This is a genomic window from Streptomyces echinatus, assembly GCF_014203595.1.
Classification (GTDB): Bacteria; Actinomycetota; Actinomycetes; order Streptomycetales; family Streptomycetaceae; genus Streptomyces; species Streptomyces echinatus.
The window spans coordinates 84,161-101,982 of sequence record NZ_JACHJK010000001.1; the positions used below are offsets into that span (position 1 = coordinate 84,161).

Here is a 17,822-nt window from a genome sequence, read left to right on the forward strand (position 1 = left end):
TCATGAACGTGTGGGAGGCCCACGTCACGGATGTGACGTGGGCCTCTCTCTTTGCCCCGGCTCCCTCTTTCCTTGCCTGATCGTTTCTCGTATGGTGGAAGTGGTTTTCCGAAACCATCCATTCGGCAGAGAGCCTCGCGTGAACAAAACGTCCGTAACCCAGGGCGACTACCACGTACTCGGCGGTAGGTGCGACGATCGGACGGCACAACTCGCGACACGGTGAAAGCAGAGGAAGTCGGCCATGGCAACGGCGCCCAGCGTCTCCTACTCGATGACGATCCGGCTGGAGGTGCCCGCGAGCGGAACCGCCGTATCGCAGCTCACCACCGTCGTGGAGTCCTCCGGAGGCTCGGTCACCGGCCTCGACGTCACCGCGTCCGGCCACGAGAAGCTCCGCATCGACGTCACCATCGCGGCCTCCTCCACCGCGCACGCCGACGAGATCGTCGAGAAGCTGCGCGGCATCGAGGGCGTCACCCTGGGCAAGGTCTCCGACCGTACGTTCCTGATGCACCTCGGCGGCAAGATCGAGATGGCGTCGAAGCACCCCATCCGCAACCGTGACGACCTCTCCATGGTCTACACGCCCGGCGTGGCCCGTGTCTGCATGGCCATCGCCCAGAACCCCGAGGACGCCCGCCGCCTCACCATCAAGCGCAACTCCGTTGCGGTCGTGACGGACGGCTCCGCCGTGCTCGGCCTCGGCAACATCGGCCCCAAGGCCGCGCTGCCGGTCATGGAGGGCAAGGCGGCCCTCTTCAAGCGCTTCGCCGGCATCGACGCCTGGCCGCTCTGCCTGGACACCCAGGACACCGACGCGATCGTGGAGATCGTCAAGGCGATCGCCCCGGGCTTCGCCGGCATCAACCTGGAGGACATCTCCGCGCCGCGCTGCTTCGAGATCGAGGCCCGGCTGCGCGAGGCCCTCGACATCCCCGTCTTCCACGACGACCAGCACGGCACCGCCATCGTCGTGCTCGCCGCCCTGACCAACGCCCTGCGGGTCGCGGAGAAGGCGATCGAGAACATCCGGGTCGTCATGTCCGGCGCCGGCGCCGCCGGTACGGCCATCCTCAAGCTGCTGATCGCGGCCGGGGTGAAGAACGCCGTCGTCGCCGACATCCACGGTGTCGTCCACGCCGGCCGCGAGGACCTGGTGAACGCCCCGGCCGACTCGCCGCTGCGCTGGATCGCCGACAACACCAACCCCGAGGGCCTCACGGGCACCCTGAAGGAGGCCGTGCGCGGCGCCGACGTCTTCATCGGCGTCTCCGCCCCGAACGTCCTGGACGGCGACGACGTGGCCGCCATGGCCGACGGCGCCATCGTGTTCGCGCTCGCGAACCCGGACCCCGAGGTCGACCCGGCGGTCGCCCGGCAGACGGCGGCCGTCGTGGCCACCGGCCGCTCCGACTTCCCGAACCAGATCAACAACGTGCTGGTCTTCCCGGGTGTCTTCCGCGGACTGCTGGACGCCCAGTCCCGGACGGTGAACACCGAGATGATGCTCGCCGCCGCGAAGGCCCTCGCCGACGTGGTGAGCCAGGACGAGCTGAACCCGAACTACATCATCCCGAGCGTCTTCAACGACAAGGTCGCGGGCGCCGTGGCCGGGGCGGTCCGCGAGGCCGCCAAGGCGGCCGGCGCGACGGCCTGAGCACGGCGTGGCGTACGGTGCGAGGGGCTGTGAGCATCACCACTGCGGCCCCCGCACCGGCGCGTCGCGGAACCACCGGATGCCGGGCGCCCTCTAGGGTGACGGCCGAGCGGGCGCTTTTCGTGTGACTCCCCAGGGTGTTCTCACGACTCCTACGGGTGCCGGATTGGCTTTCCCGCCGCAGGTAGGGGCAGGATGCGTCCCTGGGCGCGAGCGCATCGGCATCGCAGTGCCTCGGGCGGCCTCGCCGCCTGGCACACCCCAACGGCAAGAAAACACGGGAGTAACAACATGAACCGCAGTGAGCTGGTGGCCGCGCTGGCCGACCGCGCCGAGGTGACCCGCAAGGACGCCGACGCCGTGCTGGCCGCGTTCGCCGAGACCGTCGGCGAGATCGTCGCCAAGGGCGACGAGAAGGTCACCATCCCCGGCTTCCTGACCTTCGAGCGCACCCACCGTGCCGCTCGCACCGCGCGCAACCCGCAGACCGGCGAGCCGATCAACATCCCGGCCGGCTTCAGCGTGAAGGTCACCGCGGGCAGCAAGCTCAAGGAAGCCGCCAAGGGCAAGTAAGCGCTCAGCTTCGAGCGCCGGCCCACTGAGGCGCCGTTCGACAGAGCGCGGTGGGTGACTGCGGGTCCGTTGCGGCTGATCGCGCAGTTCCCCGCGCCCCTTCGGGGCGCCTCAGCCGAGGACGCCGAAAAGGGCGGCCCCCCTTCCGCCGAAGGGGGGCCGCCCTTTGGTGTTCCCGGACCGCTAGCCGAGCGCCTTGCCCGGCAGCTCGACCTTGGCGCCGAGCTCCATCAGCTTCTCCATGAAGTTCTCGTAGCCGCGGTTGATCAGGTCGATGCCGTGGACCCGGGACGTGCCCTCGGCCGCCAGGGCCGCGATCAGGTACGAGAAACCGCCGCGCAGGTCGGGGATGACCAGGTCGGCCCCCTGCAGCCTGGTGGGCCCGGAGACGACGGCGGAGTGCAGGAAGTTGCGCTGGCCGAAGCGGCAGTCGGAGCCGCCCAGGCACTCGCGGTAGAGCTGGATGTGGGCGCCCATCTGGTTCAGCGCCGAGGTGAAGCCGAGCCGGGACTCGTACACCGTCTCGTGGATGATGGACAGGCCCGTGGCCTGCGTCAGGGCCACCACCAGCGGCTGCTGCCAGTCGGTCTGGAAGCCGGGGTGCACGTCCGTCTCCAGCGCGATGGACTTCAGCTGGCCGCCCGGGTGCCAGAAGCGGATGCCCTCGTCGTCGATCTCGAAGGCACCGCCCACCTTCCGGTAGGTGTTCAGGAACGTCATCATCGAGCGCTGCTGGGCGCCGCGGACGTAGATGTTGCCGTTGGTCGCCAGCGCCGCCGACGCCCAGGAGGCGGCCTCCAGGCGGTCCGAGAGGGCGCGGTGGGTGTAGCCGCCGAGCTTGTCCACACCGGTGATGCGGATCGTGCGGTCGGTGTCCATCGCGATGATCGCGCCCATCTTCTGCAGTACGCAGATGAGGTCCTCGATCTCCGGCTCGACGGCCGCGTTGGACAGCTCGGTCACGCCCTCGGCCAGGACGGCCGTCAGCAGCACCTGCTCGGTCGCGCCGACGGACGGGTACGGCAGCCGGATCTTCGTGCCGCGCAGCCGCTGCGGGGCCTCCAGGTACTGGCCGTCCGCGCGCTTCTCGATGGTCGCGCCGAACTGCCGCAGCACGTCGAAGTGGAAGTCGATGGGCCGGCCGCCGATGTCACAGCCGCCGAGGCCCGGGATGAACGCGTGACCGAGACGGTGCAGGAGGGGGCCGCAGAAGAGGATCGGGATACGGCTGGAACCCGCGTGGGCATCGATGTCGGCCACGTTGGCGCTCTCGACGCGCGTCGGGTCCATCACCAGCTCGCCGGGCTCGTCGCCCGGACGGACCGTCACCCCGTGCAGCTGGAGCAGGCCGCGGACGACCCGCACGTCACGGATGTCCGGAACGTTGCGCAGTCGGCTCGGCTCGCTGCCCAGCAGGGCGGCGACCATGGCCTTCGGCACGAGGTTCTTCGCACCGCGGACACGGATCTCGCCCTCCAGCGGGGTTCCGCCGTGGACAAGCAGGACATCGTCGTTGACGGTCATGAATCTCGCGTTCCGATGAGTTGGTCAGGGGCCGGCCGATCACTGTGCGCAGGGGCCGGGAAGACAGGGTAATCGTCTATTACCCCCCTCCCGTAAGCCCAAGGGCCGCCAAGCCACGTCATAGCTGTGTCACAACACGAACCGTTCACCGTCGGGCACATGGGGTCACCGGGCGGGAGGGCGCCCGCCCGCCCCGCTCCGATGCGCTCTGAGCTGCGTTCACTCCGGCGCCCCCGATTGGGTCCCCACACCGGGGGAAGATGCGGGATCATGTCTGGCATGACCGAGGTGTCCTCGCTCACAGGGCGGCTGCTCGTGGCCACGCCCGCCCTGGCGGACCCGAACTTCGACCGTGCGGTCGTGCTCCTCCTCGACCACGACGAGGAGGGCTCCCTCGGTGTCGTCCTCAACCGTCCCACCCCGGTGGTCGTCGGCGACATCCTGGAGGACTGGGCCGATCTCGCCGGCGAGCCCGGTGTGGTCTTCCAGGGAGGCCCGGTGTCGCTGGACTCGGCGCTGGGCGTGGCGGTCATCCCGGGCGGCGCGAACGGCGACCACGCCCCCCTCGGCTGGCGGCGGGTGTACGGCGCGATCGGCCTGGTCGACCTGGAGGCACCGCCGGAACTGCTGGCCGCGGCCGTGGGCAGCCTGCGGATCTTCGCCGGTTACGCCGGCTGGGGTCCGGGCCAGCTGGAGGACGAGCTGGTGGAAGGAGCCTGGTACGTCGTCGAGTCCGAGCCGGGTGACGTCTCCTCGCCGGCCCCGGAGAGACTCTGGCGCGAGGTGCTGCGCCGTCAGCGCGGTGAGCTGGCGATGGTCGCCACGTACCCGGACGACCCTTCGCTCAACTGATGCCTGTGAGCTTCAGTACCCTGGCTGTTATGAGCACTCTTGAGCCCGAGCGCGGGACTGGTACGGGGACCCTCGTAGAGCCGACGCCACAGGTGTCCCACGGCGACGGTGACCACGAGCGCTTCGCCCACTACGTCCAGAAGGACAAGATCATGGCGAGCGCCCTCGACGGCACCCCCGTCGTGGCGCTGTGCGGCAAGGTCTGGGTGCCGGGCCGCGACCCGAAGAAGTACCCCGTGTGCCCGATGTGCAAGGAGATCTACGAGTCCATGGGCAGCGGCGGGGACGACAAGGGCAAGGGCGGCGACAAGTAGGTCCCGGCCCGCCCGGTGGTGGTGAGGTCCCCGGGGCGCGCGGCAGGCGCGTGCCGGGGACCTTCGTGTTCCCGGACCTTCAACTGGTCCAGACCTCTTGTGGGGGTCCGGCGCAGTCCCTAGCCTTCGAGACGTCGTGCATCCGTTGTGCATGAGGCAAAGGTCGTTGCACGACGCGCAACGCGTCGTGCGGGGTGAAGGGCTGATGTCGTGGAACTGATTCCGGCGCCGCGCGCCATCGAGGGGCCGGCGCGGACCACCGTGCCGCTCGACCGTGACACCACGCTGTGGGCCGGCCCGGGGACGGAGCGCACCGAGCGCTGGCTGCGCGCCACGCTCGGCGCCGCCCTGGCCCTGCCGCTGCGTCCGGGACCGCCCGAGGCCCGCAATGCCGTGCGGCTGCTCCTGGACGACACCCTGGAGCCGGAGGCGTACCGGCTCGACGCCGTCGACGGCCGGGGCGTGGAGATCCGCGGCGGCGGGCCCGCGGGTGTGTTCTGGGGCGCCCAGACCCTGCGTCAGCTGCTGGGCCCCGACGCCTTCCGGCGCGCCCCCGTACGGCCGGACACCGGCCTCGGCGTCCCGGACCTGGTCATCGCGGACGCCCCGCGGTTCCGCTGGCGCGGCCTCCTCCTCGACGTCGCCCGGCACTTCATGCCCAAGGAGGGCGTGCTGCGCTATCTGGACCTGATGGCCGCGCACAAACTCAACGTCCTGCACCTGCACCTGACGGACGACCAGGGCTGGCGGATCGAGATCAAGCGGTACCCGAGGCTGACCGAGACCGCCTCCTGGCGCGCGCGGACCAAGATCGGCCACCGGGCCTCACCGCTGTGGGACGAGAAACCCCACGGTGGTCACTACACCCAGGACGACCTCCGGGAGATCGTCGCCTACGCCGCCGAGCGGCACATCAGCGTCGTCCCCGAGATCGACGTACCGGGCCACTCGCAGGCCGCCATCGCCGCGTACCCGGAACTCGGCAACGCCGACGTCGTCGACACCGCCGCCCTCTCCGTCTGGGACACCTGGGGCATCTCCGCCAACGTGCTGGCTCCCACCGACACCACCCTGCGGTTCTACGAGGGGGTGTTCGAGGAGGTCCTGGAGCTGTTCCCCGCCGACGCCGCCGAGTTCTCGCCGTTCGTCCACGTCGGCGGCGACGAGTGCCGCAAGGAGCAGTGGACCGAATCCGTGACCGCCAAGACCCGGATCGCGGACCTCGGCCTCACCGACGAGGACGGGCTGCAGTCCTGGTTCATCGGGCACTTCGACACCTGGCTCGCCGCGCGCGGGCGCCGCCTGATCGGCTGGGACGAGATCCTGGAGGGCGGGCTCGCCCCGGGCGCGGCCGTCTCCTCCTGGCGCGGCTACGGAGGCGGTGCCGCCGCCGCCCGGGCCGGCCACGACGTGGTCATGTGCCCCGAGCAGTACGTGTACCTGGACCACCGTCAGGCCCCGGGCGAGGACGAGCCCGTACCGATCGGCTTCGTCCGCACCCTGGAGGACGTCTACCGGTTCGAGCCGGTGCCGGCCGGGCTCACCGCGGAGGAGGCCCGACGGGTGCTGGGCACCCAGGCCAACGTGTGGACCGAGGTGATGGAGGACTCCGCGCGCGTGGACTACCAGACCTTCCCCCGCCTCGCGGCCTTCGCCGAGGTCGCCTGGAGCCCGCTGCCCGGCCCGGCGGACCGGGACTTCGCCGGCTTCGAACGCCGGATGACCGCCCACTACCGGCGACTTGACGCCCTCGGCGTCGCCTACCGGCCGCCCACCGGGCCCCGCCCGTGGCAGAAGCGCCCCGGCGTGCTCGGCCGCCCGATCGAGGGGCCGCCCCCGAACCGGTAGCGGCACCGGGCCGCCGTCCCGAACAGGTAACGGAAAAATCCCGGCAGGATCACCGAAGAGTGGCAATCCGCGTGTACCGGTGATGCCGTGCGAAAACGGACCATCTCCCTGGTGAGGTGGGCGAATGCCTCCTAGCGGACCCCCGCGTTCGGGCCTTGCGAAGATGTGCCAGAGTTGCGTCGTCCGCCCTGTCAGCACGTACCGTACGGCAACACAGGCGGGACCAGGTGGGGCAGCGGGAAGGGGCAGCCGGTTTGACCACGCACGCACCGCAGGCGGCGCAGGCCGTCACGCTGCCCACGACGCTGGACGAGGCCGTGGCGGCCCTAGCGGCCATGCCCACCGCCGTCCCCGTCGCGGGCGGCACCGACCTGATGGCCGCCGTCAACTCCGGTCAGCTCAGGCCCGCCGCGCTGGTGGGACTCGGCCGGATCAGCGAGATCCGCGGCTGGCAGTACCAGGACGGCCACGCGCTGCTCGGCGCGGGCCTCACGCACGCGCGCATGGGCCGCCCCGACTTCGCGGCCCTGATCCCGGCGCTCGCCGCCGCCGCGCGCGCCGCGGGCCCGCCGCACATCCGCAACGCGGGCACCCTCGGCGGCAACATCGCCACGGCCGCCCCCACCGGGGACGCGCTGCCGGTGCTCGCCGCCCTGGAGGCGACACTGATCATCGCGGGCCCGGGCGGAGCCCGCCGGGAGATCCCGGTGTCGCACCTGCTAGCCGGCGTGGAGATGCTGCGCGGCGGCGAACTCATCGGCTACGTGCGCGTACCGCTGCTGCACGCCCCGCAGGTCTTCCTGAAGGCGACCGGCCGCACCGGACCGGGCCGCGCGCTGGCCTCCGTGGCCCTCGTCCTCGACCCCGCCCGGCGCGGCGTGCGCTGTGCCGTCGGGGCCATAGCGCCGATGCCGCTCAGGCCCCTGGAGGCCGAGCAGTGGGTCGCGGGGCTGATCGACTGGGACAACGACCGCGCCCTCGTCCCGGAGGCCCTGCACGCCTTCGGCGAGTACGTCGCCGCGGCCTGCATCCCCGACCCGGCCCCCGAGCCCGACGGCTCGGTGAGCCCGCTTCCGCCCGCCGTACTGCACCTGCGGCGCACTGTCGCCGCGCTGGCCCGACGAGCACTGGGGAGGGCGCTGTCGTGACCGACGACCAGCACGGAGAGGGCACGCCCCAGGGCGGCGGACGCTGGAACCCGCTGCCCCAGGGCGACTACGACGACGGCGCCACCGCCTTCGTCAAACTCCCCGAGGGCGGGATCGACGCCCTGTTGGCCGGCGACAGCCCGCTGGCCGCGCCCGGACACGGCTACGTGCCGCCGCGGATAGCGGCCGCGCACGCCGCCCCCGACGACTGGCCCGTGCCCGACGGCGGCGGCCGGTGGCCCGACGCGAACGCCGCGCCCGCCCAGCCGCAGGGCACGGACGACCGGTTCACGTACCAGCCGGGCGCCACCCAGCACTGGACCTTCGAGGAGCCCGCGGCACCGGCCGCGCCGGGACACGACGTCACCGGCCAGTGGTCCATCCCCGTCGCCGGGGGCGATCTCCCGGACGAGTCGGGCGAGTACACCACCTCCTCGCTGGTCGAGCAGTGGGGCGGCACCCCGCCGGCCACGCTGCCCGGCGGCGCGCCGGCACCCTGGGCGACGGACGGCGCGGGCCGCGCGTGGGGCCGCACTCCGGCCCAGCCGGCCGCCCCCGACCACACCGACCTGCCCGACCACACCGGCGCCCACCCGGCGGGCGGCGCCCCCGCCCCGGAGGCGTACGCCCCGGAGGCCGGCTACGGCCACGGCACCGGGTACGCGGACCCCGGCCACACGGAGAGCGGCCGCACCGACGCGGGCCGCACCGACGCGGGCCACACCGGGAACGGGCACGCCGACGCGGGGCACGCCGGTAGCGGCCACGTGGACGCGGGTCGTGCCGGCCGTGGTTTCCCGGACGCGGGTCACGCCGAGGGCGGTTTTCCGGACGGCCATGTGGACGCGGGTCACGCCGAGGGCGGCTTCCCGGGTGCCGGGCACGGCGAGGGCGGTCACCCGGATGCGGGTCACGGCGAGGGCGAGCACCCGGACGACGCTCACCCCCGGGCGGCCCACGCCGACGCCGGCCACGCGGACGCGGGTCACGGCGAGGGCGAGGGTGGTCACCCGGACGCCGGTGACGGCCTGGTCGGCTATCCGGACGTCCGTGACGGCCGGGCCGGGCACGCCGACGCCGGTCGCGCCCCGGCGGGCCACGCCGACGCCGGTGACGGTGACACGCACGGCGGTACGGACCTGTCCGCCGTGCCCGGGGAGCCCGTTCCGGCGGCGCGGCCGCAGGCCGGGCCGGGCGCGGCGGCGGGAGCGGATGCCCACGGCCTCGCCGAGACCCCTGAGCGCCCCGCTGACGCCTCCGCGGGCCACGAGCGGTCCGCCGACCCGGCAGCCGCGCCCCGGCCCGCCACAGCGGCCGCCACGGCCGGCCCGGCGGCGCCCGAGGGCCCGGTGACGGCGGGTCACCCGGCGCCCCAGGACGACCCGGCGGCCACGGCCGGCACACCTGACCCCGAGTCGGCCGGCGCCTCGTCGGCAGCCCCGCCCCGCGACGGAACCGCCGTACCCGGGACCGCCGTACCCGGGACCGCCGAGGCGCCCCTCTCCGAGGACGAGGCCGCCCAGGAGACCGACCCCGAAGGCGCCGGGGAACCGGACGCCGTGCCGCTGCCGTCGCACGACGACCACCCCCTCGCCTCCTACGTGCTGCGCGTCAACGGCGCCGACCGGCCGGTCACCGACGCCTGGATCGGCGAGTCCCTGCTGTACGTGCTGCGCGAACGGCTCGGCCTCGCGGGCGCCAAGGACGGCTGCTCACAGGGCGAGTGCGGAGCCTGCAACGTGCAGGTCGACGGCCGCCTGGTCGCCTCCTGCCTGGTCCCGGCGGTCACCGCGGCCGGCAGCGAGGTGCGCACGGTCGAGGGTCTGGCCGCGGACGGCCGGCCCTCCGACGTACAGCGCGCGCTCGCCCGGTGCGGTGCCGTGCAGTGCGGTTTCTGCGTGCCCGGCATGGCGATGACCGTGCACGACCTGCTGGAGGGCAACCCGGCGCCGACGGAACTGGAGACCCGCCAGGCCCTGTGCGGCAACCTGTGCCGGTGCTCGGGCTACCGGGGCGTCCTGGAGGCCGTCAAGGAGGTCGTCGCCGAACGCGAGGCGTCCCACGCCGGCCCCGGCACGGACGCGGACGAGGCACGGATCCCGCACCAGGCGGGACCCGGCTCCGGCGGCGTCCACCCGTCGGCGTTCGACACGCCGGGCGTGTTCGACACCCCGAAGACCGCCCCCGACGGCTACGGCGACACCCAGGGCGGCGCGTACGGCGACCCGCCGGACCCGTACGGCACGCCGCCGGGACCGCAGGACCAGCACTACGGCCAGGACGGAGGCCAGGCGTGAGCAACGAAGCCGGCATCGCGACCACCGCCGCGGAACCCGCCCCCGCGGCCGACCCGTTGCCGCACGGCATCGGCGCCTCCCTGCCGCACGCCGACGCCCGCGCCAAGACCGAGGGCACCTTCCCGTACGCGGCCGACCTGTGGGCCGAGGGCCTGCTGTGGGCGGCCGTGCTGCGCTCCCCGCACGCGCACGCGCGCATCGTGTCCATCGACACCACCCACGCGCGCGAGATGCCCGGAGTCCGTGCCGTCGTCACCCACGAGGACGTGCCCGGCACGCCCCGCCACGGCCGGGGCACGCCCGACCGGCCGGTGTTCGCCTCCGAGGTCGTACGGCACCACGGCGAGCCCATCGCCGCCGTCGCCGCCGACCACCCGGACACGGCACGGATGGCCGCCGCCGCCGTCATCGTCGAGTACGAGGTGCTCGACCCCGTCACCGACCCGGAGCAGGCCTTCGAGGCCGAGCCGCTGCACCCCGACGGCAACCTGATCCGGCACATCCCGCTGCACCACGGCGACCCGGAGGCGGTCGGCGAGATCGTCGTCGAGGGCCTGTACCGCATCGGCCGCCAGGACCCCGCCCCGATCGGCGCCGAGGCCGGCCTCGCCGTGCCGCGCCCCGACGGCGGGGTGGAGCTGTACCTGGCCTCCACCGACCCGCACGCCGACCGCAACACGGCCGCCGCCTGCTACGGCTTGTCCCCCGATCGGGTGAAGATCGTCGTCACCGGGGTGCCCGGCGCCACGGCGGACCGCGAGGACCAGGGATTCCAGCTCCCGCTCGGCCTGCTCGCGCTCAGGACCGGCTGCCCGGTGAAACTCACCGCCACGCGCGAGGAGTCCTTCCTCGGCCACGCCCACCGGCATCCGACGCTGCTGCGGTACCGCCACCACGCCGACGCCGAGGGCCGGCTGGTGAAGGTGGAGGCGCAGATCCTGCTGGACGCGGGCGCGTACGCCGACACCTCCTCCGACGCGCTGGCCGCCGCCGTCTCCTTCGCGTGTGGCCCGTACGTCGTCCCGAACGCGTTCATCGAGGGCTGGGCCGTCCGCACCAACAACCCGCCGTCCGGCCATGTGCGCGGCGAGGGCGCGATGCAGGTGTGCGCCGCCTACGAGGCGCAGATGGACAAGCTGGCGAAGAAGCTGGGCCTGGACCCGGCGGAGGTGCGGCTGCGCAACGTCCTGGCGACGGGCGACGTCCTGCCGATCGGCCAGACCGTGACCTGCCCGGCGCCGGTCGCCGAACTCGTGCAGGCGGTACGCGACTTCCCGCTGCCCGCCCTCCCGAAGGACACGCCCGAGGAGGACTGGCTGCTGCCCGGCGGCCCGGAGGGAGCGGGCGAACCGGGCGCGGTGCGCCGGGGCGTCGGCTACGGCCTGGGCATGGTGCACATGCTCGGCGCGGAGGGCGCCGACGAGGTGTCGACGGCGACGGTCAAGGTCCAGGACGGCGTCGCGACCGTGCTGTGCGCGGCCGTGGAGACCGGCCAGGGCTTCACCACGCTGGCCCGGCAGATCGTCCAGGAGACGCTCGGCGTCGAGGAGGTCCACGTCGCGCCGGTCGACACCGACCAGCCGTCGGCCGGCGCGGGCTGCCGGGGCCGGCACACCTGGGTGTCGGGCGGCGCGGTGGAGCGGGCGGCGAAGATGGTCCGCACCCAGCTCCTGCAGCCGCTCGCCCACAAGTTCGGCATGTCGACGGAGCTGCTCCAGATCACGGACGGCAAGATCACCTCGTACGACGGCGTGCTGTCGACCACCGTCACGGAGGCGCTGGAGGGCAAGGAGCTGTGGGCCACGGCCCAGTGCCGGCCGCACCCCACCGAGCCGCTGAACGCGGCGGGGCAGGGCGACGCCTTCGTGGGCCTGGCGTTCTGCGCGATCCGCGCGGTGGTGGACGTCGACGTCGAGCTGGGCTCGGTCCGCGTGGTGGAGCTGGCGGTCGCCCAGGACGTCGGCCGGATCCTCAACCCGTCCCAGCTGGCCGCCCGGATCGAGGCGGGCGTCACCCAGGGGGTGGGCATCGCGCTCACCGAGAACCTCCGTACGCCCCGCGGTCTGATCCGCCACCCCGACCTGACCGGTTACGCTCTGCCGACCGCCCTGGACGCCCCCGACATCCGGATCGTGAAACTGGTCGAGGAACGGGACGTGGTGGCGCCCTTCGGCGCCAAGTCGGTCAGCGCGGTCCCGGTGGTGACGGCTCCGGCGGCGATCGCCTCCGCCGTCCGCGCGGCCACGGGCCGCCCGGTCAACCGTCTCCCGATCCGCCCGCAGGCGGCGGTGGTCACGGACCGCTGAGCCCGCCGCCCGGCGAGCCGCCCCCGGCGGTCGCGTCCGGCGGGCTCCACCTCCCGTGGGCGGTCGGACGCGCAATGGGCGCGCGCCGCGCGCGCAACGGGCGCGTGCCGCCCGGCGTCTTCTCCCGTGCGGGCCGTTGTCAGTGGGGCGGCGTAGTGTGCCGAGCAGTTGAGGGCACCTGCCCGGGAGGCGCCGTACGACGGTGTACGCACGCCTGTCACGCACGGGGAAGAGCGCGGGGGAGCGATGGGCACGACCGACGCCGAGTTTCCGGCGATCACGCTGACCGAGGCGGAGCTCGGCCGCCACATCACGCACGCGCCGACACGGGGTCTGCTCACGGGCGCCGGCCTGCCCGCGGAGACCGACCTGCTGACCTTCTCCCCGCTGCGCACCTACGGCCTGCGCACGCTCGCCGACGCCGCCGACGGCCCGTTCCGTGTGGCGGAGGAACTGCGCGGCCGTCTGGTGATAGGCGAACTCCTCACCCCGGCCGGCAGGGAGCGCGAGTCGATCCTGCTCGACGGCACCACGGGCGAGCTGACGACGGCCTACCTCTTCGACCCGTCCGACCCGCGCCCCTTCGCGCCCTCCCTGCACACGCTGCTGCGCTTCGCCGCGGTCACCGAGGAACTGGCGGGCCTGCGCGGCCGATTCGCCTCGCTGGCGGGCCGGTACGGCCCCGAGACGGTGACCGAGGCCTCCCGCCGCCTCCTCACCCTCTTCGAGGAGGGCACGGACGGCGCGGTCCCGCCGTACTGGAAGGCGGCGGCCCTGATCCGCCCGCTCTCCCTCATCGCCGGGCCCGGCACGGTCTCGGGCCTCACCCTGGACGTGCCCGCGCGCGTTCTGGAGCAGGAGTTCGGGCACGGCAGGGTGGCCCGCTTCGAGGAGGTCGACTTCCCGGCGACGCTCACCCACGAACCGACCCGCCGCTTCCTGCGCGGGACGGGGCTGCCGGAGGAGGCGGTCTTCTTCCGCGCCGACACGGACGTGCCCCTGCCGACGCTGCGGGAGTACTTCGCACAGGAGCACCCCGACCGACCCGCCCCGGACCTCCCGGCCCACTGCGACCACCTGATCCGCCTCGGCTATCTGCTGGAGGAGAACAGCCTGGTGGTCGACGGCAGAACGGGCAGGGTGCTCACGTACAGCGAGCCGGACGCGACGCTCCACTCCCTCAACACCGACGTGTCCACCCTGGCCTTCACCCTCTGGCTCATCCACCACGAGCGCACGATCGACGCCCACCTCGGCCACGAGCTGGCGACACACGCCTACGACCACCTGGTGGCCGCGATGATCCACACCCTGAACGCCCTGGACCCCACCGGCACACTGCCGGCCACGTCCTGGCACTACTGGACGGAGCTCTTCCAGGACGAGGCGGGCGGGGTGTTCTGAGCCACCCCGCCGGTCCTGGGCCGGCGGACGCCGTCCCCCGGCCCAGGACCGCCGGGACCGGGATCAGGCCCGGATCACCGGTGCCTGCAGTTCCGTCACCCAGTCGTCGCGGTTCTCCGGGCACTCCAGGTTGATCTCCCGGGGGTAACCGGTGGACCGGTAGCCGCCCGCGTCGGTCCAGCGGGCCAGGGTCTGGGCGGTGGGCAGCACGGTGTCCATCGAGCCGCGGTGCACGATGGTCGCCGCCTCGTCGATGGCGGGCAGGTCGCGGACGCGGAAGGCGCCGTCCCGGAGCGGGGCGGAGACCTGGACGGCGGCGTGGACGGTGATCCGGCCGCCGCCCTCCGGGGCGTCCTCGTAGAAGGCGATGCCGGGACCCGTGGGGCTGATCCCCGCGGTCTCCAGGCGCCGGAACAGCTCGTCGTAGAGCGGTCCGATGACCGGTCCGATGTCCTCGGGGGCGAAGCTCGCGGCGGTCGCGGTCAGCTCCGCGACCCGGACGGCGGGGACGTGTTTGATGACGACGTCGTCGGTGGGCATGTGCCCCTCACTCTCGATCGCTCGGAGCCTCGCCTCGACCTGGACCAGCCGCGCTTCCGCGGTGGCCACGGCGGTTTCCAGTTCGGCCCGCCGCAGCCGCAGCATGGCCCGCAGCTCCTCGGTGCCGGCCTTCTCGTCCACGATGTCCCGGACCTGCTGAAGGGTGAAGCCGAGGTCCTTCAGCGCGATGATCCGGTTGAGGCGGGCGAGCTGGGCGGCGGTGTAGTGGCGGTAGCCGCTCGAGGGGTCGACATGGGCCGGGCGCAGCAGTCCGGTGGCGTCGTAGTGACGCAGCATCCGCACCGAGACGCGGCCGTGCCGGGCGAAGTCTCCGATGGTGAACATGACGCCTCCGAGTCGACCGCCTGACACGGTGTGAGGGTCAAGAAACTACTCGCCCGCGGCCGCGCCGAGACCACCCGAGCCACAGAGAGGGCGGCACCCCCGCGGGGTGCCGCCCTTTCGTTCTGCATGGTCAGGCAGGCAGAGGCCGTGGCGGGATTCGAACCCACGTAACTCGCTTTGCAGGTTTGTCCGCGCTGAGAAGAGCGTGATTCGGGCTCGTTCATGGCCATTCAATCTCGTGCAGCCTTGTTGGCCCCGGTGCCGACTGAACCGCTCCGGACGTCCACGCACGACGACGAATGAGACGGAAACTGAGACGGGTCGTGGCTGAACCAGCCAGCAAGGCACGGTAGTTGCCGGAGGTGTCGATCTGTATCGGCTGCGCGCCAGGATGCCTCCGGGGTGTGTCGATCCGAGCTCTGCAGCGACCGGTTCGCTGCGATGTGCAGAGCCCTTCATGACGTCTTGGCCACCTAGGGACAGTGGAAGCGACCCGCAGCGGATGCGACTCCACCTGATTGGTGGTCTTCTGGAAGAAGGATTTGGCACGCCGTGATCACTAGGGCTCTGCTAAGGCGGGCATACGGCACACGATCGGTATGGCCCGTGCAGACTCCCGGGCAGCGTCTGCCAGTCGCTTCGTGGACACAACAAGCAGTCAAGCCTGATCGCCTTCCAGTCGCCCCGGAGGCACTCGATGACGACCCAGAAGCAGACAGTGGCTCCCCCCCTGCGCTACGCCAGTAACGGCGCGCGGCCCCTGACGCCACGTGAACTCACACAGCTGCCACCCAGCCTTGGAACCGGGGAGCGGCCTGCCGAGTTGGTTGAGCTGGCCGGCCGCCAGAGCATCCATGTCTTCGCCGATGGTGATGGCCCCCCAGAGCCGGAGATCTGCCGCGTGGATGGAGCCGAGGGTAATTTGTGGCGTGTCGATGTGCCGGTCGGGACCGCAGGCGACGTTGCCTTGCCTGGCAGGACGGCGATCCGCGGCCGCCCACGAGAGCCGGTGTCCGACGCTGATTTGGCACCCTATCGTCCGGAGTGGCTCGACCTCTTCTATGTGCCACGCGTTCTTCCCAGCCGTAGGAAAAAGCCGATCAAACCACTGGATGGGGATACGCTGCAGCCGAGATGGGTCATCGGTCCCGACAACCGGCAGGAACTGAACGAAACAAGCTGGCCCTGGGGCTGCGTGGGTAAAATCTTTACCAGCGCGGGATGGGAAGGCTCAGGGGCACTCGTTGGCCGCCGCGTTCTCCTCACGGCCGGCCATGTGGTGCCATGGGCTGACGTCGCAGCAGGCAATTGGTGGATGCGTTTCGTGCCTGCGTGCTACAACGGCAAGTCGCTCCATGGCGCTGGCGTTCAATCCTACGTCTCGGATGTATCCGGCTTCAACCCAGACTTGGAAGGTGGCGCGTCAGCGGGCTGGGACCGGGCTGTTTGCCGACTGTATGAGCCGCTCGGGAATCCACTCGGTCACTTCGGAACGCTGCCCTACGACCCTGCTTGGAACGGCCAGCGGTGGTGGATCAATATGGGTTACCCCGGCCACATGTGGTTCCTGGGGGCGAGCTACGAGAGTGGCATCAGTATCAACGGCGCCAATAGTGACCTCCACAGAGGCCTAGAATGCCGCCATTTCGGCGACATCACTCCTGGCAATTCCGGTGGCCCGATGTTCACCTTCTTCGGTGCGGGCAATCCCCGCATCGTTGCCGTTCAGTCCTCGGACAGTGCGGATGGAGACATGGTCAACTTTGCGGCCGGCGGCCCAGGACTGGACGACGACGTGGCTTGGGCACGCGCCAACTGGCCCGCCTGACCACGACTCTGCGTGAGGGGCCGACAGCTTGCTGACGGCCCCTTTCTGCTCGTTCACACCGGAGGTGTCTGCTTGAGGGCAGGTTGATGGCGCCGCTTGCCGCGCCGGGTTCCATGACTCGGGGGGCTGCCCGTAGGAGCAGGACGCCGGTGGTCGGCTCGGGCCAGGAAGGCATCGAGCCGGGTAAGGGCGTGATCACCAGGCGGGTCTCGGCTCCCTTTCTAACCTCGGAGCCTCTCGTCCATCACTTGCGAGGTGTTTCGATGAACAGGACATTCGACGAGGTTGCGGATCGAGCGATGTACGCGCCGTGCGAACCCGTACATGACGAAGAGCCGGCGGCACCGGAGGAAGGCCTAGAGCGCCTCACAGGGGTGACTCGGGTGGCGAGCGGCCAGGGACATGGTCAGTTCTGGTTTCCGGTTGCCAGCTCAGTGGTGAACCGCAACAGCGTCGTTCTCGCCTCGATCAGCCAACTCGTAGCAGGGGTCCCGGAGACCGGACCCGCTCGGATGCAGATCAGTAGCGTCGTACCCCGGGACGGCGGGGTCGTCTTCTGGCTGAACATCGACTGGCCTATCGATGTGGCATTTCGCATCGGCTTCCGGGTCGAATGACGGGAAATGCGGGCGGGGTCGCCAACGTCCAGGCAAGGCGGGGACCGGCGGAGAGCTGACGACCGGGCAGTGCTCCCGGCGATCATTTACGTTGCCAGGACAGGCTGCACCTGGCGGCAGCTCCCACCGGACGACGGCCACACCCGCCGGGTAGCGCGAGCTTCGCCGTACGGCTGTGTACGGCGATGAACGAGACGAAAACTGAGACGGACGCCAGCGTCTTGTATCTCGTGAGCGATCGCTCAGCGCTGCCGGCAGAGGGTCGGCCCACGGCGCCGGGCGCTAGGCGCTCCTTGGCCTGCACCTGGAGCACGGGATCAGCCCCGTCTGCAGGGCCTCGTACAGGGTGATCTCTTCCGGTGCCCGTTTGTCAGGCGGCAACTCCGGTTCGCCGTCGCGTGGTAGACGGTGCCGCGTCCCTTTGGGCCACTGGGGGCATGCCGCCACTGCGAGGCCACCACCATCGTCTCCAGTTGCTTCAGTAGCCGCTGGACCTGCGCCAGTTCGTCCTGCAGTTCCTGCCGGCGTGCGCGCAGCCGTTCCTGGGCGGCGGGGGCGGATTCCCT

Annotated in this window: 13 protein-coding genes and 1 pseudogene; 12 read left to right on the forward strand and 2 right to left on the reverse strand. The window is 71.9% G+C overall.

What is annotated here, in order from left to right; genetic code table 11:
• The first annotated feature begins 244 nt into the window (after positions 1 to 244).
• Entirely contained in the window at positions 245 to 1,660 is a 1,416-nt protein-coding gene (locus FHS34_RS00310) for an NAD-dependent malic enzyme (protein WP_184958222.1), read from the forward strand.
• A gap of 291 nt (positions 1,661 to 1,951) precedes the next feature.
• Positions 1,952 to 2,233: an HU family DNA-binding protein gene (locus FHS34_RS00315; protein WP_014673024.1), complete on the forward strand. Its 282-nt coding sequence runs from the start codon at positions 1,952 to 1,954 to the stop codon at positions 2,231 to 2,233.
• 183 nt (positions 2,234 to 2,416) lie between these two features.
• On the opposite strand, the gene murA is transcribed toward FHS34_RS00315, so the two are convergent.
• On the reverse strand, positions 2,417 to 3,757 hold the full coding sequence (gene murA / locus FHS34_RS00320) for a UDP-N-acetylglucosamine 1-carboxyvinyltransferase (protein ID WP_184958224.1): 1,341 nt from the start codon (positions 3,755 to 3,757) through the stop codon (positions 2,417 to 2,419).
• A 279-nt stretch (positions 3,758 to 4,036) separates the two neighbouring features.
• Here murA and FHS34_RS00325 point away from each other — a divergent pair, with 279 nt between their 5' ends.
• The 7 genes from FHS34_RS00325 (at position 4,037) to FHS34_RS00355 (ending at position 13,926) form a co-directional block, all read left to right on the forward strand.
• Positions 4,037 to 4,609: a YqgE/AlgH family protein gene (locus tag FHS34_RS00325; protein WP_184958226.1), complete on the forward strand. Its 573-nt coding sequence runs from the start codon at positions 4,037 to 4,039 to the stop codon at positions 4,607 to 4,609.
• 29 nt (positions 4,610 to 4,638) lie between these two features.
• A complete protein-coding gene (locus FHS34_RS00330) occupies positions 4,639 to 4,923 on the forward strand; it encodes a DUF3039 domain-containing protein (RefSeq protein ID WP_030610517.1) in 285 nt (94 codons plus the stop codon).
• Between the two features lie 210 nt (positions 4,924 to 5,133).
• Positions 5,134 to 6,771 carry a beta-N-acetylhexosaminidase gene (locus tag FHS34_RS00335; protein ID WP_184958228.1) on the forward strand — a complete coding sequence of 546 codons (1,638 nt, stop codon included), beginning with the start codon at positions 5,134 to 5,136 and terminating at the stop codon, positions 6,769 to 6,771.
• 254 nt (positions 6,772 to 7,025) lie between these two features.
• A complete protein-coding gene (locus tag FHS34_RS00340; RefSeq protein WP_184958230.1) occupies positions 7,026 to 7,919 on the forward strand; it encodes an FAD binding domain-containing protein in 894 nt (297 codons plus the stop codon).
• Positions 7,916 to 10,216, forward strand: coding sequence for a 2Fe-2S iron-sulfur cluster-binding protein (locus FHS34_RS00345; protein ID WP_184958232.1), 2,301 nt, complete (start codon positions 7,916 to 7,918; stop codon positions 10,214 to 10,216). The genes FHS34_RS00340 and FHS34_RS00345 overlap by 4 nt, the downstream gene beginning before the upstream one ends.
• Positions 10,213 to 12,522: a xanthine dehydrogenase family protein molybdopterin-binding subunit gene (locus tag FHS34_RS00350; protein ID WP_184958234.1), complete on the forward strand. Its 2,310-nt coding sequence runs from the start codon at positions 10,213 to 10,215 to the stop codon at positions 12,520 to 12,522. Before FHS34_RS00345 ends, FHS34_RS00350 begins: the two co-directional genes overlap by 4 nt.
• A gap of 246 nt (positions 12,523 to 12,768) precedes the next feature.
• Positions 12,769 to 13,926 (forward strand): SUKH-4 family immunity protein, encoded by a 1,158-nt coding sequence (locus FHS34_RS00355; protein WP_184958236.1) that lies wholly within the window; start codon positions 12,769 to 12,771, stop codon positions 13,924 to 13,926.
• A gap of 63 nt (positions 13,927 to 13,989) precedes the next feature.
• Here FHS34_RS00355 and FHS34_RS00360 read toward each other — a convergent pair whose 3' ends face one another.
• A complete protein-coding gene (locus FHS34_RS00360) occupies positions 13,990 to 14,811 on the reverse strand; it encodes a MerR family transcriptional regulator (RefSeq protein WP_184958238.1) in 822 nt (273 codons plus the stop codon).
• 823 nt (positions 14,812 to 15,634) lie between these two features.
• Here FHS34_RS00360 and FHS34_RS00365 point away from each other — a divergent pair.
• The 3 genes and pseudogenes from FHS34_RS00365 to FHS34_RS43310 form a co-directional block, all read left to right on the forward strand.
• Positions 15,635 to 16,639 carry a trypsin-like serine peptidase gene (locus tag FHS34_RS00365; RefSeq protein WP_184958240.1) on the forward strand — a complete coding sequence of 335 codons (1,005 nt, stop codon included), beginning with the start codon at positions 15,635 to 15,637 and terminating at the stop codon, positions 16,637 to 16,639.
• Positions 16,640 to 16,902: 263 nt separating this feature from the next.
• A complete protein-coding gene (locus FHS34_RS00370; RefSeq protein WP_184958242.1) occupies positions 16,903 to 17,256 on the forward strand; it encodes a hypothetical protein in 354 nt (117 codons plus the stop codon).
• 18 nt (positions 17,257 to 17,274) lie between these two features.
• Positions 17,275 to 17,445: pseudogene (locus FHS34_RS43310) on the forward strand (transposase); the annotation flags it as partial.
• Positions 17,446 to 17,822 lie beyond the last annotated feature (377 nt).